Consider the following 24155-nt stretch of genomic DNA (forward strand, 5'->3'; position numbering starts at 1 on the left):
GAACAAACGCGTTTCGGGACACGCCCGGGACACCCCTAAACTGACCCCGTGACCGAGAACGCTCAGCAGCAGCCCACAGCGCCCAGCACCGAACTGCCGACCCAGTACGCGCCGGCCGAGGTAGAGGGGACGCTGTACGAGCGCTGGGTGGAGCGCGGTTACTTCGCCGCCGACGCGAAGAGCGACAAGCCGCCGTACACCATCGTCATCCCGCCGCCGAACGTCACCGGCTCGCTCCACCTGGGCCACGCCTTCCAGCACACGCTCATGGACGCCCTCACCCGCCGCAAGCGCATGCAGGGCTACGAGGCCCTGTGGCTTCCGGGCATGGACCACGCGGGCATCGCGACCCAGAACAAGGTCGAGCAGCAGCTCGCCGAGGAGGGCAAGTCCCGCCACGACCTGGGCCGCGAGGAGTTCGTCGAGCGCGTCTGGCAGTGGAAGGAGGAGTACGGCGGCAAGATCCTCGGCCAGATGCGGCGCCTCGGGGACGGCGTCGACTGGGACCGCGAGCGGTTCACCATGGACGAGGGCCTGTCCAAGGCCGTCCAGACCATCTTCAAGCGCCTCTTCGACGACGAGCTGATCTACCGCGCCGAGCGCATCATCAACTGGTGCCCGCGCTGTCTGACGGCGATCTCGGACATCGAGGTGGAGTACCAGGAGGACGCGGGAGAGTTGGTCTCCATCCGCTACGGCGAGGGCGAGGACAGCCTCGTCGTCGCGACCACGCGCGCGGAGACGATGCTCGGTGACACGGCCGTCGCCGTCCACCCCGACGACGAGCGGTACAAGCACCTCATCGGCAAGCAGATCAAGCTCCCGCTGACCGACCGCACCATCCCGGTCGTCGCCGACACCCACGTCGACCCCGAGTTCGGCACCGGCGCGGTCAAGGTGACCCCGGCGCACGACCCGAACGACTTCGAGATCGGCCGCCGCCACGACCTGCCGTCCCTGACGATCATGGACGAGCACGGTGTCATCACCGTCCACGGCCCGTTCATCGGCCTGGACCGCTTCGAGGCCCGCTCGGCCGTCGTCGGCGCCCTCAAGGAGCAGGGCCGGATCGTCGCCGAGAAGCGCCCGTACATGCACTCCGTGGGCCACTGCTCGCGCTGCAAGACCACCGTCGAGCCCCGCCTGTCCATGCAGTGGTGGGTCAAGGTCGGCCCGCTCGCCAAGGCCGCCGGCGACGCGGTCCGCGACGGCCGCGTCAAGATTCACCCCGAGGACATGTCGAAGCGGTACTTCGACTGGGTCGACAACATGCACGACTGGTGCATCTCGCGCCAGCTCTGGTGGGGCCACCGCATCCCGATCTGGTACGGCCCCGACGGCGAGGTCGTGTGCGTCGGACCCGACGAGGAGCCGCCCACCGGCGAGGGCTGGACCCAGGACTCCGACGTCCTGGACACCTGGTTCTCCTCCGGCCTGTGGCCCTTCTCCACGCTCGGCTGGCCCGAACAGACCGAGGACCTGCGGAAGTTCTACCCGACCGACGTCCTGCTGACCGGCCACGACATCATCTTCTTCTGGGTCGCCCGGATGATGATGTTCGGCCTGTACGCGATGGACGGCCAGGTCCCCTTCCACACCATCGCGCTGACCGGCCTGGTCCGCGACGAGTTCGGCAAGAAGATGTCGAAGTCGAACCCCAACGCGGTGGACCCGCTGGTCTGGATGGACGCCTACGGCTCCGACGCCGTCCGCTTCACCCTCGCCAACGGCGCCAACCCGGGCGCGGACGTGCCGATCGGCGAGGACTGGGTCAAGGCCTCCCGGAACTTCACCAACAAGATCTGGAACGCCACCCGCTTCGCCCTCATGAACGGCGCCACGGTCGAGGGCCCGCTGCCGGACGCCTCCGAGATGTCGGCGACGGACCGCTGGATCCTCTCCCGGCTCAACACCACGGTCGCCCAGGTCGACGCGTATTACGACGACTACCAGTTCGCCAAACTCGCCGACGCGCTCTACCACTTCGCGTGGGACGAGGTCTTCGACTGGTACGTCGAGCTGTCGAAGACGACGTTCTTCGCGGGCGGCGAGCAGGCCAGGGTGTCCGGCCGGGTACTCGGCGAGGTCCTCGACGTGACGCTGCGGCTGCTGCACCCGGTCATCCCGTTCGTGACGGACGCCCTGTGGACGACCCTGACCGGCGGCGAGTCCCTGGTCGTCGGCGAGTGGCCGGCGGACAGCGGCTTCCGCGACAAGGACGCCGAGCTCGAGATCCAGCTGGTCCAGCGGGTGGTCACCGAGGTCCGCCGGTTCCGCAAGGACCAGGGGCTCAAGGACGGCCAGAAGGTTCCGGCCCGCCTGGAGCTCACCGGCACCGCCCTCGCCCCCCACGAGGCCGCCATCCGCCAGCTCCTGCGCCTCCAGCCGGAGGGCGAGGACTTCGCGGCCACGGCGACCCTCCCGGTCGCGGGCGCCACCGTCGCGCTCGACCTCTCCGGCACGATCGACGTGGCGGCCGAGCGCAAGCGCCTGGCGAAGGACCTGGCGGCGGCCGAGAAGGAGAAGGCCCAGGCCAACGCCAAGCTGGGCAACGAGGCGTTCCTCGCGAAGGCCCCGGACAACGTCGTGGACAAGATCCGCGGCCGCCTGGCCAAGGCGGACGAGGACATCAAGAGGATCCAGGAGCAACTGGAAAGGCTGCCTCAGCAGTAGGACACCTGAAGGGGCGCGGGGAACTGCGCGATCAGCCACAGCCTCCCCGCGCCCGCCGAACGGGACCAGCCGACCCTCCACGTGGGCGCAGCCCTAAACTGACCGTGTGAGTGACAGCGACCCCTTCGACGAGATCATCGCCAACGAGACCGACCGTGACCCCGACCTCGCGGTCATCGAGGCCGGCAGCCGCACCCTGCGCACCCAGGGCGGCCCGCCGGAGGCCGACGTGCCCGCACGACCCGAGGACCCCGAGGTCGACAAGGCTCTGCGCGAGGTCGAGGCGGAGCTCGCCACCCGCTGGGGCGAGACCAAGCTGGAGCCGAGCGTCAGCCGCATCGCCGCGCTGATGGACGTGCTGGGCGAGCCGCAGCGGTCGTACCCCTCGATCCACATCACGGGGACCAACGGCAAGACCTCGACCGCCCGCATGATCGAGGCCCTCCTCGGCGCCTTCGAACTGCGCACCGGCCGCTACACCAGCCCCCACGTGCAGTCGGTCACCGAGCGCATCAGCCTGGACGGCGCCCCGATCTCGGCCGAGCGGTTCATCGAGACGTACGAGGACATCAAGCCGTACGTCGAGATGGTCGACGGGCAGCAGGAGTACCGGCTGTCCTTCTTCGAGGTGCTGACCGGCATGGCGTACGCCGCCTTCGCGGACGCACCCGTCGACGTGGCCGTCGTCGAGGTCGGCATGGGCGGCTCCTGGGACGCCACCAACGTCATCGACGGCGATGTCGCCGTGGTCACCCCCATCGACCTGGACCACACCGACCGGCTCGGCGGGACCCCCGGGGAGATCGCCGTCGAGAAGGCCGGGATCATCAAGCAGGACGCGACGGTCGTCCTGGCCCAGCAGCCGGTCGACGCGGCGCAGGTCCTGCTGAAGAAGGCCGTCGAGGTCGACGCGACCGTCGCACGCGAGGGCCTGGAGTTCGGGGTCGTCTCCCGGCAGGTCGCCGTCGGCGGTCAGCTCCTGACCCTGCGCGGCCTCGGCGGCGAGTACACCGAGGTGTACCTGCCGCTGCACGGCCCGTACCAGGCGCACAACGCGGCCGTGGCGCTCGCCGCCGTGGAGGCGTTCTTCGGCGTGGGTGCCCAGCGCCCCGACCCCCTGGACATCGACACCGTCCGCAAGGCCTTCGCCTCCGTCTCCTCCCCGGGCCGCCTCGAAGTCGTACGGCGTTCCCCGACCGTCGTCCTGGACGCCGCCCACAACCCGGCGGGCGCCCGCGCCACCGCGGAGGCGGTCGGTGAGGCCTTCGACTTCAGCCGGCTGATCGGTGTGGTGGGCGCGAGCGGCGACAAGAACGTGCGGGGGCTCCTGGAGGCCTTCGAGCCGATCTTCGCCGAGGTCGTCATCACCCAGAACTCCAGCCACCGCGCGATGGACGCCGACGAGCTCGCCGCGATCGCCGTCGAGGTGTTCGGCGAGGAGCGCGTCCAGGTCGAGCCGCGGCTGCCGGACGCCCTGGAGGAGGCGATCACGCTGGCCGAGGAGGACGGCGAGTTCACGGGCGGCGGGGTGCTCGTCACCGGGTCGGTCATCACGGTCGGCGAGGCCCGGCTGCTGCTCGGAAGGGGCTGAACCGCGCCATGCGTACGCTGTGTGCATCGACCCTGATCGGCGAGTTCTTCGTCATCGGCTTCGCCGCGCTGGTCGCGATGAAGGACCCCGACCTCGCGACCTCCACGGTGTGGACGGTCAGCGGCATCGCCATGTTCCTGTGCCTCGCCCTGTGCGGGGTGGTGACCCGGCCGGGCGGCGTCGCCCTCGGCTGGGCGCTGCAGATCGCCCTGATCGCCTCCGGCTTCGTGGTGCCGACCATGTTCTTCATGGGCGCGGTCTTCGCGGCCCTGTGGTGGGCGTCCGTGCACTACGGCCGCAAGATCGACGAGGCCAAGGCCAGATTCGCCGCCCAGGCCGCCCAGGCCGCCGAGGACCCTCGGACCGGCCGGGCCCCCCGGACCGCCCAGGTGGACTCCACTACACCTGACGCTGTGTGACGAGCGCACCGACACGCCCTGTAATCTCGTCCCACCGCACATGTCAGCAGGTTAGGAGCCCCTCGTGAGCCAGCGCACCCTCGTCCTCCTCAAGCCCGACGCCGTCCGTCGTGGCCTGACCGGCGAGATCATCAGCCGTATCGAGCGCAAGGCCGGCTGGCAGATCACCGCGCTGGAGCTGCGCACCCTGGACCAGGAGACGCTGGAGCAGCACTACGGCGAGCACAAGGGCAAGCCCTTCTACGAGCCGCTGGTGGAGTTCATGGCCTCCGGTCCGGTCGTGGCGCTGATCGTCGAGGGCGAGCGGGTCATCGAGGGGGTACGCCAACTGGCGGGTCCCACCGACCCGATCGCCGCCGCGCCCGGCTCCATCCGGGGGGACTTCGGTGTCATCGTCCGCGAGAACCTCATCCACGCGTCCGACTCGGAGGAGTCCGCCGAGCGCGAGGTGAAGATCTTCTTCCCCGGCCGCGCATAGGTCACGTGCACAGGTCACGTGCGTAGGTTTCGTGGCAGTTTCTGAGGGTGTGTCAGCTCGCACTCCCGCCTGACCTGGGGCGGCCGTACTTTTTCGGCCGTCCTTCGGCATATGCGTGCCGATCGGGGGAACGAGTGGCCCTTATGGACCGTCTCCACAAGCGAGGCGGTGTTTGATCTGCTGACAATGGCGAAGACCCTCGCGCAGTGTTCGTGCAGGCGCGTCTACGATGGAAGCCTTCACGTCACAGCACCCACTTCGCCGACCTGAAAAGCCCTCAAAAGCTCCCAGGAAGGCCAGACGAATCCTGATGGGGAACTCAATGTCGTTCATCGGCCGTGACATGGCTGTCGACCTCGGGACCGCCAACACGCTGGTGTACGTCAGGGGTCGCGGGATCGTACTCAACGAGCCGTCCGTCGTCGCGATCAACACGAACACCGGTGGAATCCTGGCTGTCGGCGCCGAAGCGAAGAAGATGATCGGGCGGACCCCCGGCAACATCGTTGCCGTGCGGCCGCTGAAGGACGGCGTGATCGCCGACTTCGAGATCACCGAGCGGATGCTGCGCTACTTCATCCTGAAGATCCACAAGCGGCGGTATCTCGCGAGGCCGCGCGTCGTCGTGTGTGTCCCCTCGGGCATCACCGGCGTCGAGCGCCGTGCCGTCATCGAGGCGTCGTCCCAGGCCGGCGCCCGCCAGGTGCACATCATCGAGGAGCCCATGGCGGCCGCCATCGGCTCCGGCCTGCCGGTCCACGAGGCCACGGGCAACATGGTGGTGGACATCGGCGGCGGCACCACGGAGGTCGCGGTCATCTCGCTCGGCGGCATCGTCACCGCCCAGTCCATCCGCGTCGCGGGCGACGAACTGGACAACGCGATCATCCAGCACATCAAGAAGGAGTACTCCCTCCTTCTGGGTGAGCGGACCGCCGAACAGATCAAGATCACGATCGGTTCGGCGTACGACCTGGACGCTGACGAACACACGGAGATCCGTGGCCGGGACCTCGTCTCCGGACTGCCCAAGACCGTCGTCATCTCGGCCGCCGAGGTCCGCAAGGCGATCGAGGAGCCGGTCAACGCCATCGTGGACGCGGTCAAGACGACCCTCGACAAGTGCCCGCCCGAGCTCTCCGGCGACATCATGGACCGCGGCATCGTCCTCACCGGCGGCGGCGCCCTGCTGCGCGGGCTCGACGAGCGGCTGCGCCGGGAGACCGGCATGCCGATCCACATCGCCGAGGACCCGCTGGACAGCGTGGCGCTCGGTTCCGGGAAGTGCGTCGAGGAATTCGAGGCGCTCCAGCAGGTGCTGGACGCCCAGCCGCGCAGATGACGTAACTCTTCGATTCCGCCGTACGAGATGATCTCCTCTCGTGCGGCGGATCGTTGATATAGAGGCATAAGCTCCCACAAACGCCACTCCGATAAGAAGGGCACGGCCGCCGCACGTGAGGGACACACGAGAGAGCCGGCTGCTCCTGGTGCTGCTGATCGCCGTAGCGTTCGCGCTGATCACGGTGGACATCCGCGGCGGGGAGGACTCGCCGGTCGACGGTGCCCGCCAAGGTGCGGCCGCCGTGTTCGGCCCCATCGAGGACGGAGTGTCCTCCGCGGTCGACCCGGTCGGCAACGCCGTCTCCGCCATCCGCGACTCCGGCGAGCGGCACGACCGGCTCGCCGCGCTGGAGAAGGAGAACGCCGCCCTCAAGGCGCGGCTCGGCAGCGACGACCGCAACACCAGCCGCCTCAAGCAGCTCGACAAGATGCTGAAGATCGCCGGCGCCGGGCAGTACGGCATCAAGGGCGCCCAGGTGATCGCCATAGGAGCGGCCCAGGGCTTCTCCTGGACCATCACCATCGACGTCGGCGCCGACGACGGCATCCGGCGCGACATGACCGTCCTCAACGGCGACGGACTGGTCGGGCGCGTCACCACCGTCGGCCCGAACACCGCCACCGTGCTCCTCGCCAACGACCCCGACTTCACCGTCGGCACCCGCATGGAGGCCGGCGACGAACTCGGCTTCGCCTCCGGGCAGGGCGACCGCCCGCTGCGCGTCGAACTCCTCAACGGCAAGGCCGAGGTGAAGAAGGGTGACCGCCTGGTCACCTTCGGCTCGCAGGCCGACAAGCCCTTCGTGCCCGGCGTCCCGGTCGGCGTGGTCTCCCGCGTCGACCCCTCCGGCGGCGACCTGACCCGCACCCTCTACGTCACGCCGTACGTCAGCTTCACCAAGCTCGACATCGTCGGCGTCGTCGTCGAGACCCCGAAGAAGGACCCGCGCGACACGGTGCTGCCCGCCAAACCGAAGCCGACGCCCACGCCGACCGTGACGGTCACCGTCACCCCGTCCGCCAATGCGCCGGTCGACGGCGAGATCCAGCAAGACCAGTAGGAGCTGTAGTCATGCGCGTCAACCGGATCCTGCTGTCCTCCGCCCTGATCGTGGTCGCCCTGGTGATCCAGGTGAGCGTCCTCGCCCGCCTCCACCTCCCGGGCGCCGTCCCCGACCTGCTGCTCCTGACCGTCCTCGGCCTGGCCCTCGTCTACGGCCATGTCGGCGGTGCCCTCGTCGGCTTCGCCGCGGGCCTGCTCGCCGACCTCGCCCCGCCCGCCGACCACGCGGCCGGCCGCTACGCCCTGGTGCTGTGCGTCATCGGCTACCTCGCGGGCCTCGCCAAGCCGGAGAACGGCAGGCTCAAGTCGGCCACCGGCCCCATGGTCGTCGTGGTCGCCGCGGCCATCGGCACCACCCTGCTGTACGCCGGCGTCGGCGCCCTCGTCGGCGACACCGCCGCCCGTCATGTCGGCCTGCCCAGCCTGCTGTTCACCGCCGCCCTGTACGACCTGCTGCTCGCCCCGTTCGTCGTCCCCGGCATCATGGCGCTCGCCCGCCGCGCCGAGAACGACCCGCTCGCCGAGACCAACTCCGCGGCCAAGTCGGCGGACATCTCCTCGGGCTGGCTCTCCTCGGGCACGGGCCTGAAGATCGGCGGCCAGCGCGGCGGCCTCGGCAGCCTGAAGACGAAGGCACGCACCCGTACCGCGCGGGTGGGCCGCATCAAGGGGGTCAAGCGGCTGTGACCCCCCGCGAGCCGGCGGACCGCGTTCACAGGTTCGCCGTATATGACACGTACACACACTGAGAGGGGGCGGCAGCCGCAGTGACCAACGCCCACCCGTCGCCCACCACCACCCTTCCAACGAATGGGCTGCGCCCATGACCAACATTCCGGAGACCGGACGGACCCCACGGGTCCAGATCCGACTCGTCGTCATCCAGATCCTCGTGCTGTCCCTCCTCGGCACCCTCGGCGGCCGCCTCTGGTACCTCCAGATCCGCGAGGGCGACGCCTACGCCAAGGAAGCCTCCGGGAACCACGTCCAGCAGGTCGTCGAGCCCGCCGTGCGCGGCTCGATCCTGGACGCCCGAGGAGTGGCCCTCGCGGACAACGAGACCCGCCTGGTGGTCTCCGCCTCCCGCACCGACCTGCTGAAGATGAAGGACGACGGCAAGGCGGTCCTCACCAAGCTGGCCAAGGTCCTCGGCATGTCCGCCGAGGACGTCATGCTCAAGGTCCGGCTCTGCGACGCGAAGACCCCCCAGCCCTGCTGGAACGGCTCGCCCTACCAGCCCATCCCCATCACCGACGAGGCCACCCCCAAGCAGGCCCTCCAGATCCGCGAGCGCGCCGAGGACTTCCCCGGCATCACCGCCGAGCCGGAGGCCGTGCGCCGCTACGCCGCCCCCGGCAAGTCCAACGCCGCCCAGGTCCTCGGCTACCTCTCCCCGGTCACCGACGACGAGATCACCAAGGCCCAGGACACCGACTCGCCCTACCTGCGCTCCGACCAGGTCGGCCGCTCGGGCCTGGAGCGCCAGTACGACAAGGAACTGCGCGGCAAGGCCGGCGTGACCCGCTACGAGGTCGACAACCTCGGCCGGGTCATCGGCCAGGCCGAGGCCGACGAGGCCCAGCCCGGCGCCAACCTCGTCACCAGCATCGACGCCCGCGTCCAGCGCGTCGCGGAGTACGAGCTGAACGACGCGATGAAGGAAGCCCGCAAGCAGTTCGACGACAACACCGGCGAGAACTACAAGGCCGACTCGGGCGCGGTCATCGTCATGGAGGCCAAGACCGGCCGCATCGTCGCGATGGCCTCCAACCCGACCTACGACCCCAACGCCTGGGTCGGCGGCATCTCCGCCAAGGACTACGCCAAGCTCACCGGCAAGAAGTCCAACTACCCCCTGCTGAACAGGGCCATACAGGGTCAGTCCGCGCCCGGCTCCACCTTCAAGGTGATCTCCACGGCGGCCGCCGTCGAGGCCGGCTACGACTTCGACGGCCGCTACCCGTGCACGAGTTCGTACTCCGTCGGCGGCCAGGTCTTCAAGAACTTCGAGTCGGAGAACTTCGGCCCCATCAACCTCGGCCGGGCCCTGGAGGTCTCCTGCGACACCGTCTTCTACGGCCTCGCCCACCGGGAGTGGCAGCGCGACGGCGGGATCAACCCGAAGAAGGGCGAGCCCAAGGACTACTTCTTCAAGGCCGCGCACCAGTTCGGCCTCGGCAAGGAGACCGGCATCGACCTGCCCAACGAGGTCACCGGCCGCGTCCCCGACCGCCAGTGGAAGCAGTCGTACTGGAACGCCAACAAGGACGCCTGGTGCAAGACCGGCAAGAAGGACGGCAGTTACGTCGAGAAGATCGCGTACGAGAACTGCCTCGAAGGCAACAAGATGCGCGCCGGTGACGAGATCAACTACTCCATCGGCCAGGGCGACACCCTCGTCACCCCGATCCAGATGGCGACGATCTACGCGGCCATCTCCAACGGCGGCACCCTGTACAACCCGACGGTCGGCAAGGCCGTCGTCAGCGCCGACGGCAAGAAGGTCGAGGAGATCAAGCCCAGCTCGCACGGCAGGCTGCCGATAAGCCGTGCCACGCTCAGCAAGATGGACGAGGCCCTCGCGGGCGTCGCCACCCGCGGTACCGCCGCCTGGCGCTTCGCCCAGGTCGGCTGGCCGCAGGACAAGATCCCGATGCACGCCAAGACCGGTACCGCCGAGGTCTACGGCAAGCAGACGACGTCCTGGTTCGCCACGTACACCAAGGACTACTCGATCGTCATGACGATCTCCCAGGGTGGTACGGGCTCCGGCGCCTCGGGCCCCGCCGTCCGCAACATCTACGACGCGCTGTACGGCGTCTCCGACGACGGCACCATCGACAAGAAGAACGCCCTGCTGCCGACCCCCCAGAAGAGCCTGCCGAAGGTCCGGACGGACGGGACCATCAAGTCCCCGAAGATCGCCAAGGACCCGGCCAAGGACCAGCGGGCGAGCCAGGAGGGCGCGCCCGAGCCGGACGAGACGCAGCAGGGCGCGACCGTGAACACGTCGACCGGCGGGAACCGTGACACCCGCAGGCGGCGCCGCAGGAGGGGAAGCCGGAGGATGCTCACATGACCGGGGCGAACAGCTTCCAGGTCTCCGGGTACGGCCCCGCACGCGCGGGCTGGACCCGGCTGCTGGCCCGCGACTCGCTCGCCCGCCGGCTGGACTGGCCGATACTGTTCTCGGCCCTCGCCCTGTCCATGATCGGCTCGGTCCTGGTCTTCTCGGCCACCCGCAACCGCACCGAGATCAACCAGGGTGACCCGTACTACTTCCTGATCCGGCACGTCATGAACACCGGCATCGGGTTCGCCCTGATGATCGGCACCGTCTGGGTCGGCCACCGCACCCTGCGCACCGCCGTGCCCCTGCTGTACGGCGCCTCGGTGTTCCTGATCCTGCTGGTCCTCACCCCCCTGGGCTCCACGGTCAACGGCGCCCACTCCTGGATCGTGCTCGGCGGCGGCTTCTCGCTCCAGCCCTCGGAGTTCGTGAAGATCACGATCATCCTCGGCATGGCGATGCTGCTCGCGGCCCGGGTCGACGCGGGCGACAAGCCCTACCCCGACCACCGGACCGTGCTCCAGGCGCTGGGCCTGGCCGCGGTACCGATGCTGATCGTGATGCTCATGCCCGACCTCGGGTCGGTCATGGTCATGGTCATCATCGTGCTCGGCGTGCTGCTCGCCTCCGGCGCCTCCAACCGCTGGGTCTTCGGACTGCTCGGCGCGGGCACGATCGGGGCGCTCGCGGTGTGGCAGCTCGGGGTGCTGGACGAGTACCAGATCGCCCGCTTCGCCGCCTTCGCCAACCCGAGCCTCGACCCGGCGGGCGTCGGCTACAACACCAACCAGGCCCGGATCGCGATCGGTTCGGGCGGACTGACGGGCGCGGGCCTCTTCCACGGCTCGCAGACCACCGGCCAGTTCGTCCCCGAGCAGCAGACCGACTTCGTCTTCACCGTCGCCGGTGAGGAACTGGGCTTCGTCGGCGCGGGCCTGATCATCGTCCTGCTCGGCGTCGTGCTGTGGCGGGCCTGCCGGATCGCCCGCGAGACGACCGAGCTGTACGGCACGATCGTGGCCGCCGGGATCGTCGCCTGGTTCGCCTTCCAGTGCTTCGAGAACATCGGCATGACCCTCGGGATCATGCCGGTCACCGGTCTGCCGCTGCCGTTCGTGTCGTACGGCGGATCCTCGATGTTCGCGGTGTGGGTGGCCATAGGGCTGTTGCAGTCGATCAGGGTGCAGCGGCCGATGTCGGCGTAGGCGGGTGCCCCGGGTGGCCGCGGCCCCCTGCCGGAACCGTGGTCCGACCACTAGATTCGAATCATGGCGGACACGAAACGGGAGATCGAACGCAAGTATGAGTCCGACGACAGCGGCCTGCCCGACCTGACCGGAGTCGCCGGCGTCGAGGCCGTCGTCGACAAGGGTGTCGCGCACCTGGACGCCACCTACTACGACACCCCCGACGAACGCCTCGTCGCGTCCTCGGTCACCCTGCGCCGCCGTACCGGTGGATCGGACGCGGGCTGGCACCTCAAGCTCCCCGTCTCCGAGGGCGTGCGCGACGAGATCCGGGCACCCCTGACCGACACCCTCCCCGACGAACTCGCCGCACTGGTCCGCTCCCGCGTCCGGGACGTCGAACCGGTGCCCGTGGTCCGGCTGCGTTCGGACCGCGACGTGCGCCACCTCCTCGACGCGGACGGGCAGTTGCTCGCCGAGGTCAGCGTCGACGCCGTGCACGCCGAACGGCTCAGCGGCGGCGTCGGCGACGCCCAGTGGACCGAGATCGAGGTGGAACTCGCCGACGGCGGCGACCCGGCCTTCCTCGACAAGGTGGAGAAACGACTGCGCAAGGCGGGCGTACGGCCCTCCCGGTCCGCCTCGAAGCTGGCCCGGGCCCTCGCCGAGACAGCGCCGAGGAAGAAGCGCCCGGCCGGCGGGGACCCGGTGACCGCCGGCGACCACGTCCTCGCGTACGTCCGCGCCCAGCGGGACGCGATCGTCGCGCTCGACCCCGCCGTCCGCCAGGACGTCGAGGACTCCGTGCACGGCATGCGCGTCGCCACCCGCCGGCTGCGCAGCGCCTTCAAGTCGTACGGCAAGGTCCTCGACCGGGCCGTCACCGACCCGATCGGCGACGAGCTGAAGTGGCTGGCCGGCGAGCTGGGCGTGGACCGCGACCGCGAGGTGCTCAGCGAGCGCCTCTCGGCCGCCCTCGACGAGGTGCCCGGGGCACTGGTCTCGGGGCCCGTGGCCGAGCGACTGAGCACCTGGGCGGGGGAGCGGCCCGGCGGGGCGAGCGCACGGCTGGTCGGGGTGCTGGACTCCCGGCGCCATCTCGCCCTGCTCGACGCCCTGGACGCGCTGATCGCGGACCCGCCGCTGCTGAAGGCCGCCGGGAAGAAGCCGCACAAGGTGATCGCCAAGGCCGTGCGGAAGGACTTCCGCAAGGTCGCCGGGCTCGTCGGCCGGGCCCTGGAACTGGAACCCGGCACCGACCGGGACAAGGCGATGCACGAGGCCCGCAAGAAGACCAAGCGCGCTCGCTACGCGGCCGAGGCCGCCCGCCCGGCCCTCGGCAAGCCGGCCAAGACCATGGTCAAGTCCATGAAGGCGCTCCAGAACCTGCTGGGGGAGCACCAGGACGGCGTGATGGCCCGCCAGACGCTGCGCGAGCTGTCCGCGGTCGCCCACGCGGCGGGGGAGAGCGCCTTCACCTACGGGCTGCTGTACGGGCGCGAGGAGCAGCGGGCGGCGGCGGTGGAGGCCGAGCTGCCCGGCTTCTGGGACGGGATCAGGGGGGCGGCGGACGCCCTGTGACCTTCCGGGCGTACGGGGGGTGGCCGCGGCCGCGTTAGGCTAGATGGTCACCCCTGTCCGTCCATGGAAGTGCGAGATGTCAGCCGAAACCGCCGCGTCGGTGTTCCCGCAGCTCGAAGCTCTGCTCCCGCATGTGCAGAAGCCGATCCAGTACGTCGGCGGTGAGCTCAACTCCACCGTCAAGCCGTGGGAGTCCTGCGACGTCCGCTGGGCACTGATGTACCCGGACGCGTACGAGGTCGGTCTGCCCAACCAGGGCGTCATGATCCTCTACGAGGTCCTGAACGAGCAGGAGGGCGTCCTCGCCGAGCGCACGTACAGCGTGTGGCCGGACCTGGAGGCGCTGATGCGGGAGCACAAGGTCCCGCAGTTCACGGTGGACAGCCACCGGCCGGTGGGCGCCTTCGACGTGTTCGGCCTGTCCTTCTCCACGGAGCTGGGCTACACCAACATGCTCACGGCCCTGGACCTGGCGGGCATCCCGCTGGAGTCCAAGGACCGCGGCCTCGACGACCCGATCGTCCTGGCCGGCGGCCACGCGGCCTTCAACCCCGAGCCGATCGCGGACTTCATCGACGCGGCGATCATCGGCGACGGCGAGCAGGCCGTGCTCGACATGACGAAGATCATCCGCGACTGGAAGGCGGAGGGCCGGCCGGGCGGCCGCGAGGAGGTCCTCTTCCGCCTCGCGAAGACCGGCTCGGTGTACATCCCGGCGTTCTACGACGTCGAGTACCTCCCCGACGGCCGTATCGCCCGCGTGGTCCCCAACAAGTCGGGCGTCCCGTGGCGTGTGTCCAAGCACACCGTCATGGACCTGGACGAGTGGCCGTACCCCAAGCAGCCGCTGGTCCCCCTGGCGGAGACGGTCCACGAGCGCATGTCCGTGGAGATCTTCCGCGGCTGCACCCGCGGCTGCCGCTTCTGCCAGGCCGGCATGATCACCCGCCCGGTCCGCGAGCGCTCCATCACGGGCATCGGCGACATGGTGGAGAAGGGCCTGAAGGCGACCGGCTTCGAGGAGGTCGGCCTTCTCTCCCTGTCCTCGGCGGACCACTCGGAGATCGGCGACATCGCGAAGGGCCTGGCGGACCGGTACGAGGAGGACAAGATCGGCCTGTCCCTCCCCTCCACCCGCGTGGACGCCTTCAACGTCGACCTCGCCAACGAACTGACCCGCAACGGCCGCCGCTCGGGCCTCACCTTCGCCCCCGAGGGCGGCTCCGAGCGCATGCGCAAGGTCATCAACAAGATGGTCTCGGAAGAGGACCTGATCCGCACCGTCTCCACCGCGTACGGCAACGGCTGGCGCCAGGTCAAGCTGTACTTCATGTGCGGCCTGCCCACGGAGACCGACGAGGACGTCCTCCAGATCGCCGACATGGCCACCAAGGTGATCGCCGAGGGCCGCAAGGTCTCCGGCCAGAACGACATCCGCTGCACGGTCTCGATCGGCGGCTTCGTCCCCAAGCCCCACACCCCCTTCCAGTGGGCCCCGCAGCTCTCCGCGGAGGAGACGGACGCCCGCCTGGAGAAGCTCCGCGACAAGATCCGCGGCGACAAGAAGTACGGCCGCTCCATCGGCTTCCGCTACCACGACGGCAAGCCGGGCATCGTGGAAGGCCTGCTCTCCCGCGGTGACCGCCGTGTCGGCGCGGTCATCCGGGCCGTCTACGAGGACGGCGGCCGCTTCGACGGCTGGCGCGAGCACTTCTCCTACGACCGCTGGATGGCCTGCGCCGACAAGACGCTGCCGGCCTTCGGCGTGGACGTCGACTGGTACACGACCCGCGAGAAGACGTACGAGGAGGTCCTCCCCTGGGACCACCTGGACTCCGGCCTCGACAAGGACTGGCTCTGGGAGGACTGGCAGGACGCCCTCGACGAGACGGAGGTCGAGGACTGCCGGTGGACGCCTTGCTTCGATTGCGGGGTGTGCCCGCAGATGGACACCCACATCCAGATCGGCCCGACGGGGAAGAAGCTGCTGCCGCTGACGGTCAAGAAGGACGCTGCGGCGAGCGGACACGGGCACTGAGGTGAGTGAGGCGCTGCGGCGGATCGCTGAGGCTGTGGCTGACGCCACGGAGGATGAGGTGGCCGCGGCGCTGGGCGCACTCGGAGTGCCGCCGGGGCGGCAGAGGCAGGCGCTGGAGACGCCCATGACACCGCTGCCGCAACCTGGGGGTTCGCCCGGGATCCACTCCGAAGTGGAGTGGGTTTGATCCTTCCGGCTGCCTTAGAAGGGCTTTCGCGAACTTCTGAGCCCCCTCCTTGATCGGGAGGGGGCTCAGTGCGTGTGCCTGATGAATCCTGGCCTTCGAACCGCTGCCGCCGGCTGGGGGCGAGATGAAATGAGGGACGAGAAGACGCCGATGCTGTTCCGGGGCGCAGAGGTTCTTCTGGCCGTCACCACAGGGAATGGTGGCGGCTGGCGAGGACAGCAAGGACCGCGCCGCAGTCCTACGGAGGCTCGGATATCGGGGCTTCCAACAGGCCGATACAGGGCATCCATGGGTCTAGGTGGCTACTCGGGGGGATCGTAGTGCTTCTAGATCAATTGCCTGCACTGATAGGGGTTGCCGTTGGGGCGGTGGCGTCCTATGCGACGCAGCATCTGACTGAGCGTCGGAAGTGGCAGCGGCAACGCGACGAGAGATGGGACGAGAAGCGTTTTGAGATCTACGCTCGCTACGGCAATGCCCTGAAGGCACAGCTTCGTGTTGCTCAGCGCATCGGTACGGCGCATGGATTCCAGGAGGTTGGTGATCCACTGGAACCGGTGGAAGGCATGCCGTTGCTCGCTGAAGCGGAGAGCCGTCGAGCAGCCGAGTGGGAATCCGTGTTGTTAGTCGGAGACGCGGCGACGATCGCGGCGGCCCGTAGATGGCACGAGACGGTGTGGGGTATCGAGTTGCTCGTTCGAGACGGACACGTCGAGACCGAAGTGTGGACTAATGCCCACAAACTGATGGATGCGGCTCGTGAGGGTTTCTATCGCAATGCGCGGCGTGACCTCGGAATAGCGGGAGAGCCTCCTCGTCCATCCGGAGCCTGGCCAGGTGATTGGCGAGCCGAACTGTCCGGCTGAGCTACCGGCACGCGCCGTAGATCACTGGGACAGCGCACCGTCTCAACGCGGCATGTGCGCAGGTGTGTGCCCGCAGATGGACACCCACATCCAGATCGGCCCGACAGGAAGAAGCTGCCGCCTCTGACGGTCAAGAACGCGGGTCCGGCGCCGGCTTCGAGTGGTCACTCTGACTGAGGTGAGTGAGGTGTTGTGGCGCATGGTGGACACTCTGGGGGATGGCAGCGAGGAGGAGACGGCTGCCGTCCTGAGGGCGCTCGGCGCGGAGAGCGAGCGACGGGTGACCATGCGGGAGACACTGAGAACGCCTCTGCCGCCCCCTAGAGGCTCGATGACTGTTCGTTCCGAGGTGGAGTGGGTCTGAGGGCTAAGAGCGCGGGAGCGTGCCGTACTCGGCTGTCGTCTGAGTGCCTGCTCTCGGTTCGCGAGGTACCTCCTGGCTCCAAGCGCTACGGAGGAGGCGACATGTCAGCGAGTGAGCAGACTGAGGGGAGGGCCCGCTCGGCTGCAACGGCCGTGGCTACGCGGCTCGCTCACGAACTACGCAGGGCAACAGCCTCGCTGTGCGGACTGGACCCCAGGCTTGCACTTAAGTGACCTAGACTGTAGGCGACTTGGCTAGGGGGTGCCTCAGTGATTCTACGGGTCGGCATGGCGGGTCCTGGTGCGGCCGATGAGTTGCGTTCCTTCCGAGCATGGCTCTTGGAAACGTCTGAGATACGCCAGCACTGCGAGATCTCGTGGGTGATGAAACCGCCGGCACCCAACGAAATGGGGGGCGACACACTCGATCTCCTGCAGCTCATTACAGACAATTTCTGGCAAGTCAGCACCTTCGCCTTGGCATTCAGTACGTGGCGTCGCACCAGACACACAGCGCCGACGGTAACCCTTGAGCACAATGGGACGGTGTTCACCGTTGAAGGAAGCGACGAGCAAGCCGTACAGCAAATTATTCGCGCTTTGACGGCGGAGCAGGATCGACGTGACTCTGCCTGACCCGGATCAGTCGCGCGCAGTACTCGTGGGCGTCAGCAATTACATCGCCATGCCAAAGCTACCTACCGTTCACAACAACGTGGAAGCTCTGCGGTACTCACTGACTGGGGCAGCGTCATGGAACCTCCCGTTCCGGCATTGCACTGTTGTCCATGACCCCACTAATACTGAAGAACTCATGGATCCCATCTTGGAATCCGCGAACGCGGCCAAGGATACGTTGCTCTTCTATTATGCCGGGCACGGAACAAAAGGGCCGAACCGTGGGGAGTTGCGGCTAACCAGCACCTCATCCCGCCCCGGTGCCTCGTATACGGCAACTCTTTATGACGACATTCGTGACATCTTGCTCACATCTTCAGCTAAACGCCGAATCGTAATTCTTGACTGCTGTTATGCGGGCAGTGCACTCGGCATCATGTCCGACCCGGGTGAATTCCTCGCGGAGTATGCCCTGATCGAGGGGACGTATCTGATCGCAGCCGCTGGCGAAACTCAGGTGGCAAAGTCAGATGGGGAGAACGGCTTCACCGCCTTCACCGGGGAGCTTATCAATCTCTTGCGAAACGGCACGCAAGACGCCAACTTGGCCTTGCTAGATCTGGATACAATATTCAAACAGTTAGTTCAGTCATTGCGCTCCAAATCGCTCCCGATACCCCAGAGGCGCGTCAGAAACTCCCCGGGAAGTTTGGCCCTCGCTTGGAATCGGAAATGGATGGAACAGCAGCTGAGTAGATACGCGAGTGGCCTGATTCCGAGCCAGTCAGTCAAAACTGCAGACATGGTTACGTCTAAGGAACTGTATTTTCCACCTCTGGCCGATACGCTTGGCGCGAACGAAAAAAGGGCTATCGAAGAATCGACGCCCACGCCTGCAACTCACACACCCCAGCCCATTTCGGCCAATGAATCACTCCACAAGCCGTGGCCCGCAATACTTGATGCAGTAAAAAAATATCGGAGATACACCTGGATCCTGCTCAGCCAAAATGCAACCCTTGCTCATTTCAGTGAAGATAATATCCGCCTAGAATTTGCCAATCGTGGCAGTCTGGACAACTTTCTGTCCTCCGATTCCGAATCGGTACTAAAGCGGGCTCTCTCAGAAAAATTTGGTCTAGAGTGCGAAGTTCAATCAACCCTAGCTGACTCCGCATTGACTACTGAGGTTCAGGCCGCCGCTCAACCCCTAAAGCCACATAAGTCACATATCGACACTCTCGCTGTTGGCGACGAAATCGACCATGAGCAATTCGGGCGCGGCACGGTGTTGTCGACCAAAGGGAAAGGCGGCACTGCTGAAGCAACCGTTGACTTCGGAGGAGGTAAGCCCAAAAGGCTCCTGCTCAGATACGCACCATTCGCAAAAGTAGAGAGGTTTGACTAAATCAGCGGCACAAGGCTGTGTTCGGGCAGGCACGGCCAATCGCCGGCATCGCAGACTGCGGTGACGGGGGCGAGGTTGCATGTGGGCGACAGCCTGGACGACATAGTGGAGCCGTCGCCGCGGTGCCGACAGTCAAGCTCCGTCCTGTAGTTCTTCATTCGGCCGCAGATGGATCACTCACATTCAGATCGGCCCGACGGGGAAGAAGCTGCTGCCTCTGACAGTCAAGAACGCGGCGTCGGCGCCTGCCGGGAGCGGGCACTCTCACTGACGTGAGCCAGGCGTTGCGGCGCATTGGTGGGTGCACTGAGGGACGGCAGCGAGGAGGAGACGGCTGCCGTCCTGAGGGCGCTCGGCATGAAGAGCGGGTGGCGGGGGATCGTGCGGGAGACGCCGAGAAGGCCGCTGCCTCCTGGGGGCACGGAGGCTGTCCGTTCCGAGGTGTGGAATGGGTCTGAGGGATTGCGAGCCGCGGTAGGTCCTCATTCGGCGGTTGTCGCCCGAGTGGCTGCTCTCTGTTCGCGACGTACTCCGTGGCTTTCTAGCGTGGCGATACCGCTAGCAAGGAGGCGCCATGTCAGCCAGTGAGCCGCCTGAAGGCAGTCCTCGGTGGGGGAGCCCGGGTCAGGCCTCTACCCCTCCTGGGCAGTGGACGTCGCCCCCTGGGCCGCCGCAGAAAAGGCGACGAGGCCGTGGCTGTCTGTGGGGGTGCGTCGGAGCTCTGGCCGCGGTGGCTGTGATCGTCATCGTTGTGCTGGTGGTCGCATCGGGTGGCAAGGACGAGAGCACCACCCCTGCGCCCAGTGCGACCCCCACAGCGAAGAGGAAGCAGGGGCAGACTCAGGAACCCTCGAGCGAGCGGTCCGACCTCATCAGCTTCAAGCTCGACGACCGCTCGCAAGCCGGCATCACCGATATCTGGCTCGTCTGGACGATCAAGAACAGCAGCAGCGAGAAGTCCAACTACTCCTGGGACTGGGAGGCGGTCGACGCCGGCGGCACGCGTGTGGAGGACGGTTCGGAGATGGAGACCAACGTGCAACCCGGGCAGACAGCTCGGGGTGAGTTCTTCACGACGCTCAAAAGTGTGAAGGGCATCAAGCTCAACGTCACCAGCTTTGACCGGACTGCCAGTTACTGAACTCGACCAGGCCGGTAGAGGTTGAGCCTCAGCATCTAGTTGTTGTTGGCTGTCGCCCGCAGATGAACACTGGGCCACAAGTAAGTAATAACGGCGAGAAGTCGCTGTCCCTGATGGTAAAGGAGGATGCTCTGCCCAGCGCACACGGGCACTGAGGTGAGTGGTCAGCCGCTGCTGGTTGTCACCGGTGCGCAGAGGAGGCGACAGCGGGCGGCGCAAGTGTTGCCCAGGCGCCCGCGGTGGGGAGTCCCAAACGCTTCGATGGGTGCCCCGTCCCTCGGATGGATCCTTTCGGGTTGCGTCATATCAACAGCAGTAACCCCAGGGCGGCTACACGATGGGCACCGATGGGGCGTTTGATCCTGGCAGGTCCGATTGGTGCGGTCTGGTGGGCTGCTCCCTTGGAGAACCGAGTCAGCGTCTGGAGCTGAAGAAGGTGCCGGACGTCGGGCACGCAACCGCGGAGCTCGTCTGAGCGTGCTTTATTACGTCATCGCTCGTGACTGCCTGAAGGGCTCGCCCGCTTGCCCACACAGCCCCCGCTCCCGCCCGCACTCACTCCGCCAGAGCGGCAAACTGCCGCTGCTCGTGTGCGCCGTCTCTTTCGTTCGCGTAAAGCGCTCTCCGGTGTCACTCAATGGTTCATCGACTGGGGACTGCTCCTCGGCGGGGCGGTGCTAGTTACTTGGATCTACTCCGCCCTACGTAGCGGCCTGGGCTGGGCGGAGGTCTATCGTGTTTTCACTCTCATCGACGAACCGCCTCACCACTTGACGGCCTGGCTCGCCTCCGTCATCGGCTGGCTGGTCGTACCTGCCCTGATCGGTGGTGTTGCCGGTCATGTGATCGCCACTCGAATGCAGCGCGTCAAAGACATCGCCACGAACAACCTCTTCCAAAGGCGTACTTGGGGTCAAAAGTTCCTACCGCCGGGGCGGATCACCTACTTGGGAGCCCGGTTCGGAAAGTCCCCGGCAGATCAGCAACTACTGGACACGTACGTGCGGGTCATCCATCGCGGTGACTGGATAGCAGCTCAGGAGCACTGGGAAGTACTGGTCCGCGACGTCATGTGTACGGCTGAACTGGCAGACCTTCACCGGCGCGAGGCTCTGGAGGCTGCTGAAAGCTTCGCGGAAGCGGTCTTGTGGATGCCCTCGTTCAAAGATAAATGTCTGGTCTGTGTGGCCCGTGGGCAGTAGTCAGTAGGGGAGACACCTCATGCAAAATCGAAGTGCCGTAGAGATCGCCCGCGCAGCGCTACGGCTGACTTTCGCCACGGCCACCGAGGAAGGCCTGGACAACGCAGCCAGGCAACTAGTGCGTTGGGGTATCGAAGGACACGGTAGGCGCCTCGGTACAGGAAAGGCGGCCCTGATGTACCTCGACCTGGCACAGGTTGCCGATGAGAACGAAGCGGTCATTCCTGCACGTGTATATGCGGTCTTGGAGGAATCTGACGTAGAGCGAACGTGGCGGCGTCCCGATTCCGGACGCCGACGCTAGGGCTGTCAGTCCGGCTGGCCACTCCCTTGCCCACGCACGCGGTAGGGGCAATCAGGCCGCAGATGGACACCCGCATCCAGATCGGCCCGACGGGCAAGAAGCTGCTGCCTCTGACGGTCAAGACCGCGGCGTCGGCGCCTGGCGGTCACTCTCACTGAGGCGGGCGAGGCACTCGATCGGGTGGTTGAGGCGCTGGCGGGGTGAGCGAGGAGGGACGGGCTGGGCTGATGGGGGTGGGGGGTGCCCGGGTCCGCGCCCACAAGTGCCGTCGGCCTCCTCGCGTACCTTTTGTCTGTGCCAGGGAGCAGTGGGCTCAGTGATGTCTCCGTGAGAGCCTGGCTGCATGGGGGATGCGTCGGTTGGACAGGACGTCCGGCGGTTTCTGGCGGAGATCCGTGTCGGTGACGTGTGCCATGGGAGCGTCGCTTCAGTTTCTCGGTCCGAGATGTCGGTGCTCCTGGACGACTTCACCGACCGGCCGCTCGGGACTGTGGGATCGTTGGACGGTTCCTGGCGTCGGCCCTTTTCCGACGTTGCCGTGGTCGGGCAGAGGGTCGCCGGCGAGGTGACCGCAGTTGATCTCGATGCGGGCCGGGTGCGGCTGTCGACGGCGGCCACGGAGAACCCGGAGCTCTGGGCGTTCCTCAAGCGGCTGCATCACGGTGAGTTCCTGTCCGGCACCGTGGCGGCGATCGAGCGGTTCGGTGTCTTCGTGGCGCTTGATGAGGGCCCAGAGCATCCGGTGTACCCCGGCGTCGGTTTCATCACGTGGCCCGAGTTGTCCTGGCGCCGTTTCGAGGCGGCGTCCGAGGTCGTCGAGGTCGGGCAGCGGGTGACGTGCGAGTTCCTGCAGTTCGACACCTGGAACGGGGAGGCTCGGCTCTCCCTGCGGGCGACGCAGCCGGACCCTTTCCTGGAGTTCGTCGAAGGCGTGGTGGTGGGGCAGAGGCTGACCGGACGGGTGACCAAACTGGTGCCGTTCGGTGTCTTCGTCCAGGTCGCCGACGGCGTCGAGGGCCTGGTGCATCTGTCCGAGCTGAACTTGGTGCCGGTGGCGGCGCCGGAGGATGTCGTACAGGCGGCGATCAGTTGACGGTTGTCACACGGACGTCGACCGTGAGCGTCGCCGACTGTCGCTCTCCCGGCGACGGGCTTGAGTGGTTGGGGTCCGGCTCCTGTCCGCCAGACGGTCAAGAACGCGGCGTCGGCGCCTGCCGGGAGCGGGCACTCTCACAGGGGCTTGGTGGCTCGTACGAGGGCCGAGTGCATGCCGTCGGCGACGGGGTGTGTGGGTGTGATCTCGATGTCGGTGAATCCGGCGGCTTGAAGTCCTTCGCGGTACTCCGTGAAGGACAGGGCTCCTGCGATGCAGCCGACGTAGTCGCCGCGTTCCGCGCGCTGGGCCGCTGTGAGTGAGTCGTCGGCGACCACGTCGGAGATTCCGATGCGGCCTCCGTGCCTGAGGACCCTGAAGGTCTCCGCGAAGACGCGGGGCTTGTCCGTGGACAGGTTGATCACGCAGTTCGAGATCACCACGTCGACGGTGTTCGCCGGGAGCGGGATCGCCTCGATGGTGCCCTTGAGGAACTCCACGTTGGTCGCCTTCGCCCTCGCCGCGTTGGCCAGGGCGAGTGCGAGCATCTCGTCCGTCATGTCGAGGCCGTACGCCTTGCCGGTGGGGCCGACACGGCGGGCGGACAGGAGGACGTCGATGCCGCCGCCCGAGCCGAGGTCGAGGACGCGTTCTCCCTCGTGGAGGTCGGCGACGGCGGTGGGGTTGCCGCAGCCGAGGGAGGCTGCCAGGGCTTCGGCGGGGAGGGTGGCGCGTTCCTCGGCGGCGTAGAGGGTGGAGCCGAAGTTCTCGTCGGCCTCGACGGGGTCGGGTACGCAACAGGCGTTGCCGCCTTCGGTGACCTGCACGGCCGCCGCCGCGTAGCGCTGTCGGACCGTCTCGCGCAGGTCGGTGGACTGTTCGGACATGTCGCACTCCTGGATGGCCTGTATTGACGTTCGTTGATGCAACCTTGCGCCTTGGATCGAAGAACGTCAATATAGAGGTATGGCTAAGCAAGAGTTGAAGATCCTTGCGTCCGCGCCGCTGGACGAGAAGCAGGCCGCGGATCTGGCGAAGATCTTCAAGGCCCTGGGGGATCCGGTCCGCCTGCGGCTGATGTCGATGATCGCCTCGCGAGGAGAGGGCGGTGAGGTGTGCGTGTGTGACCTGACACCGGCCTTCGAGCTGTCGCAGCCGACCATCTCGCACCATCTCAAGCTGCTCCGGCAGGCAGGACTCATCGACTGCGAGCGCCGGGGGACCTGGGTCTACTACTGGGTGCTGCCCGGGGTGCTGGAGCGGTTGGCCGGGTTCCTGACCAAGGGCGAGCCCGCCAAGGTGCCCGTCTGACCTTCGTTCCGCGCTGACGCCGTCTCGCCGGCGTCCACCGCAGCCGTCGCCCCCGCCGCCCCCTGATCCGTCGTCCCCAGGAAGACCACGCCATGACTGCTCCCGGCCCCCGCCCGTCGGTCCTGTGCGTCTGCGTCCACAACGCGGGCCGGTCCCAGATGGCCGCGGCCTTCCTCGCCCACCTCGCGGGGGACCGCGTCGAGGTCCGCTCCGCCGGC

19 protein-coding genes and 1 pseudogene are annotated in these 24155 nt (G+C 67.3%); 19 read left to right on the forward strand and 1 reads right to left on the reverse strand.

Annotated features, from left to right (window positions below; translation table 11 throughout):
- The first annotated feature begins 48 nt into the window (after nucleotides 1-48).
- The 17 genes from AOJ26_RS02455 to AOJ26_RS02525 all read left to right on the forward strand — a co-directional run bounded on the left by AOJ26_RS02455 (nucleotide 49) and on the right by AOJ26_RS02525 (nucleotide 22626).
- The gene (locus AOJ26_RS02455; RefSeq protein ID WP_053846479.1) at nucleotides 49-2673 is read left to right on the forward strand and encodes a valine--tRNA ligase; all 2625 of its coding nucleotides are present in this window, start codon (nucleotides 49-51) and stop codon (nucleotides 2671-2673) included.
- A gap of 106 nt (nucleotides 2674-2779) precedes the next feature.
- Nucleotides 2780-4264, forward strand: a complete 1485-nt coding sequence (gene folC / locus AOJ26_RS02460; RefSeq protein WP_053846480.1) for a bifunctional tetrahydrofolate synthase/dihydrofolate synthase — start codon at nucleotides 2780-2782, stop codon at nucleotides 4262-4264.
- 8 nt (nucleotides 4265-4272) lie between these two features.
- Entirely contained in the window at nucleotides 4273-4683 is a 411-nt protein-coding gene (locus AOJ26_RS02465; RefSeq protein ID WP_053846481.1) for a DUF4233 domain-containing protein, read from the forward strand.
- A gap of 64 nt (nucleotides 4684-4747) precedes the next feature.
- Entirely contained in the window at nucleotides 4748-5161 is a 414-nt protein-coding gene (ndk, locus tag AOJ26_RS02470; protein WP_053846482.1) for a nucleoside-diphosphate kinase, read from the forward strand.
- 322 nt (nucleotides 5162-5483) lie between these two features.
- Nucleotides 5484-6503 carry a rod shape-determining protein gene (locus tag AOJ26_RS02475; RefSeq protein ID WP_004931372.1) on the forward strand — a complete coding sequence of 340 codons (1020 nt, stop codon included), beginning with the start codon at nucleotides 5484-5486 and terminating at the stop codon, nucleotides 6501-6503.
- Between the two features lie 115 nt (nucleotides 6504-6618).
- Complete coding sequence (gene mreC, locus AOJ26_RS02480) at nucleotides 6619-7566, forward strand: rod shape-determining protein MreC (RefSeq protein ID WP_053846483.1); 948 nt, start codon at nucleotides 6619-6621, stop codon at nucleotides 7564-7566.
- An 11-nt stretch (nucleotides 7567-7577) separates the two neighbouring features.
- Entirely contained in the window at nucleotides 7578-8255 is a 678-nt protein-coding gene (mreD, locus tag AOJ26_RS02485; RefSeq protein ID WP_053846484.1) for a rod shape-determining protein MreD, read from the forward strand.
- A 136-nt stretch (nucleotides 8256-8391) separates the two neighbouring features.
- Complete coding sequence (gene mrdA, locus AOJ26_RS02490) at nucleotides 8392-10647, forward strand: penicillin-binding protein 2 (protein ID WP_053846485.1); 2256 nt, start codon at nucleotides 8392-8394, stop codon at nucleotides 10645-10647.
- Entirely contained in the window at nucleotides 10644-11843 is a 1200-nt protein-coding gene (rodA, locus tag AOJ26_RS02495) for a rod shape-determining protein RodA (RefSeq protein WP_053846486.1), read from the forward strand. Before mrdA ends, rodA begins: the two co-directional genes overlap by 4 nt.
- Nucleotides 11844-11906: 63 nt before the next feature.
- Nucleotides 11907-13406, forward strand: coding sequence for a CYTH and CHAD domain-containing protein (locus tag AOJ26_RS02500; protein WP_053846487.1), 1500 nt, complete (start codon nucleotides 11907-11909; stop codon nucleotides 13404-13406).
- Nucleotides 13407-13482: 76 nt separating this feature from the next.
- Nucleotides 13483-15444 (forward strand): TIGR03960 family B12-binding radical SAM protein, encoded by a 1962-nt coding sequence (locus tag AOJ26_RS02505; protein WP_053846488.1) that lies wholly within the window; start codon nucleotides 13483-13485, stop codon nucleotides 15442-15444.
- A 555-nt stretch (nucleotides 15445-15999) separates the two neighbouring features.
- The gene (locus AOJ26_RS41405; RefSeq protein WP_234358411.1) at nucleotides 16000-16497 is read left to right on the forward strand and encodes a hypothetical protein; all 498 of its coding nucleotides are present in this window, start codon (nucleotides 16000-16002) and stop codon (nucleotides 16495-16497) included.
- Nucleotides 16498-17130: 633 nt separating this feature from the next.
- On the forward strand, nucleotides 17131-17496 hold the full coding sequence (locus AOJ26_RS43290) for an effector-associated constant component EACC1 (protein ID WP_143663509.1): 366 nt from the start codon (nucleotides 17131-17133) through the stop codon (nucleotides 17494-17496).
- Nucleotides 17483-18886: a caspase, EACC1-associated type gene (locus tag AOJ26_RS41410; RefSeq protein ID WP_078959713.1), complete on the forward strand. Its 1404-nt coding sequence runs from the start codon at nucleotides 17483-17485 to the stop codon at nucleotides 18884-18886. The genes AOJ26_RS43290 and AOJ26_RS41410 overlap by 14 nt, the downstream gene beginning before the upstream one ends.
- Nucleotides 18887-19616: 730 nt before the next feature.
- Nucleotides 19617-20027, forward strand: a complete 411-nt coding sequence (locus AOJ26_RS02515; protein ID WP_053846490.1) for a hypothetical protein — start codon at nucleotides 19617-19619, stop codon at nucleotides 20025-20027.
- 590 nt (nucleotides 20028-20617) lie between these two features.
- On the forward strand, nucleotides 20618-21229 hold the full coding sequence (locus AOJ26_RS02520; protein ID WP_053846491.1) for a DUF6313 family protein: 612 nt from the start codon (nucleotides 20618-20620) through the stop codon (nucleotides 21227-21229).
- Nucleotides 21230-21978: 749 nt separating this feature from the next.
- The gene (locus AOJ26_RS02525; RefSeq protein ID WP_234358412.1) at nucleotides 21979-22626 is read left to right on the forward strand and encodes a S1 RNA-binding domain-containing protein; all 648 of its coding nucleotides are present in this window, start codon (nucleotides 21979-21981) and stop codon (nucleotides 22624-22626) included.
- 137 nt (nucleotides 22627-22763) lie between these two features.
- On the opposite strand, the gene arsM is transcribed toward AOJ26_RS02525, so the two are convergent.
- Nucleotides 22764-23513, reverse strand: coding sequence for an arsenite methyltransferase (arsM, locus tag AOJ26_RS02530; RefSeq protein WP_053846492.1), 750 nt, complete (start codon nucleotides 23511-23513; stop codon nucleotides 22764-22766).
- A gap of 79 nt (nucleotides 23514-23592) precedes the next feature.
- Here arsM and AOJ26_RS02535 point away from each other — a divergent pair, with 79 nt between their 5' ends.
- Both AOJ26_RS02535 and AOJ26_RS41260 read left to right on the forward strand, forming a co-directional pair.
- Nucleotides 23593-23937 (forward strand): ArsR/SmtB family transcription factor, encoded by a 345-nt coding sequence (locus AOJ26_RS02535; RefSeq protein WP_053846493.1) that lies wholly within the window; start codon nucleotides 23593-23595, stop codon nucleotides 23935-23937.
- Nucleotides 23938-24029: 92 nt separating this feature from the next.
- Nucleotides 24030-24155: pseudogene (locus AOJ26_RS41260) on the forward strand (phosphotyrosine protein phosphatase); the annotation flags it as partial.

The sequence above is a fragment of the Streptomyces sp. NRRL B-24085 genome, from assembly GCF_001282115.1.
Classification (GTDB): Bacteria; Actinomycetota; Actinomycetes; order Streptomycetales; family Streptomycetaceae; genus Streptomyces.

Excerpts from the sequence above, each read along its gene's own strand:
- rodA (WP_053846486.1), top strand. The coding sequence starts at position 10,644 with ATGACCGGGGCGAACAGCTTCCAGGTCTCCGGGTACGGCCCCGCACGC.
- mreD (WP_053846484.1), top strand. The coding sequence starts at position 7,578 with ATGCGCGTCAACCGGATCCTGCTGTCCTCCGCCCTGATCGTGGTCGCC.
- AOJ26_RS02505 (WP_053846488.1), top strand. The coding sequence starts at position 13,483 with ATGTCAGCCGAAACCGCCGCGTCGGTGTTCCCGCAGCTCGAAGCTCTG.
- mrdA (WP_053846485.1), top strand. The coding sequence starts at position 8,392 with ATGACCAACATTCCGGAGACCGGACGGACCCCACGGGTCCAGATCCGA.
- AOJ26_RS02535 (WP_053846493.1), top strand. The coding sequence starts at position 23,593 with ATGGCTAAGCAAGAGTTGAAGATCCTTGCGTCCGCGCCGCTGGACGAG.
- AOJ26_RS02525 (WP_234358412.1), top strand. The coding sequence starts at position 21,979 with ATGTCGGTGCTCCTGGACGACTTCACCGACCGGCCGCTCGGGACTGTG.
- AOJ26_RS02465 (WP_053846481.1), top strand. The coding sequence starts at position 4,273 with ATGCGTACGCTGTGTGCATCGACCCTGATCGGCGAGTTCTTCGTCATC.
- AOJ26_RS02500 (WP_053846487.1), top strand. The coding sequence starts at position 11,907 with ATGGCGGACACGAAACGGGAGATCGAACGCAAGTATGAGTCCGACGAC.
- arsM (WP_053846492.1), bottom strand. The coding sequence starts at position 23,513 with ATGTCCGAACAGTCCACCGACCTGCGCGAGACGGTCCGACAGCGCTAC.
- AOJ26_RS02475 (WP_004931372.1), top strand. The coding sequence starts at position 5,484 with ATGTCGTTCATCGGCCGTGACATGGCTGTCGACCTCGGGACCGCCAAC.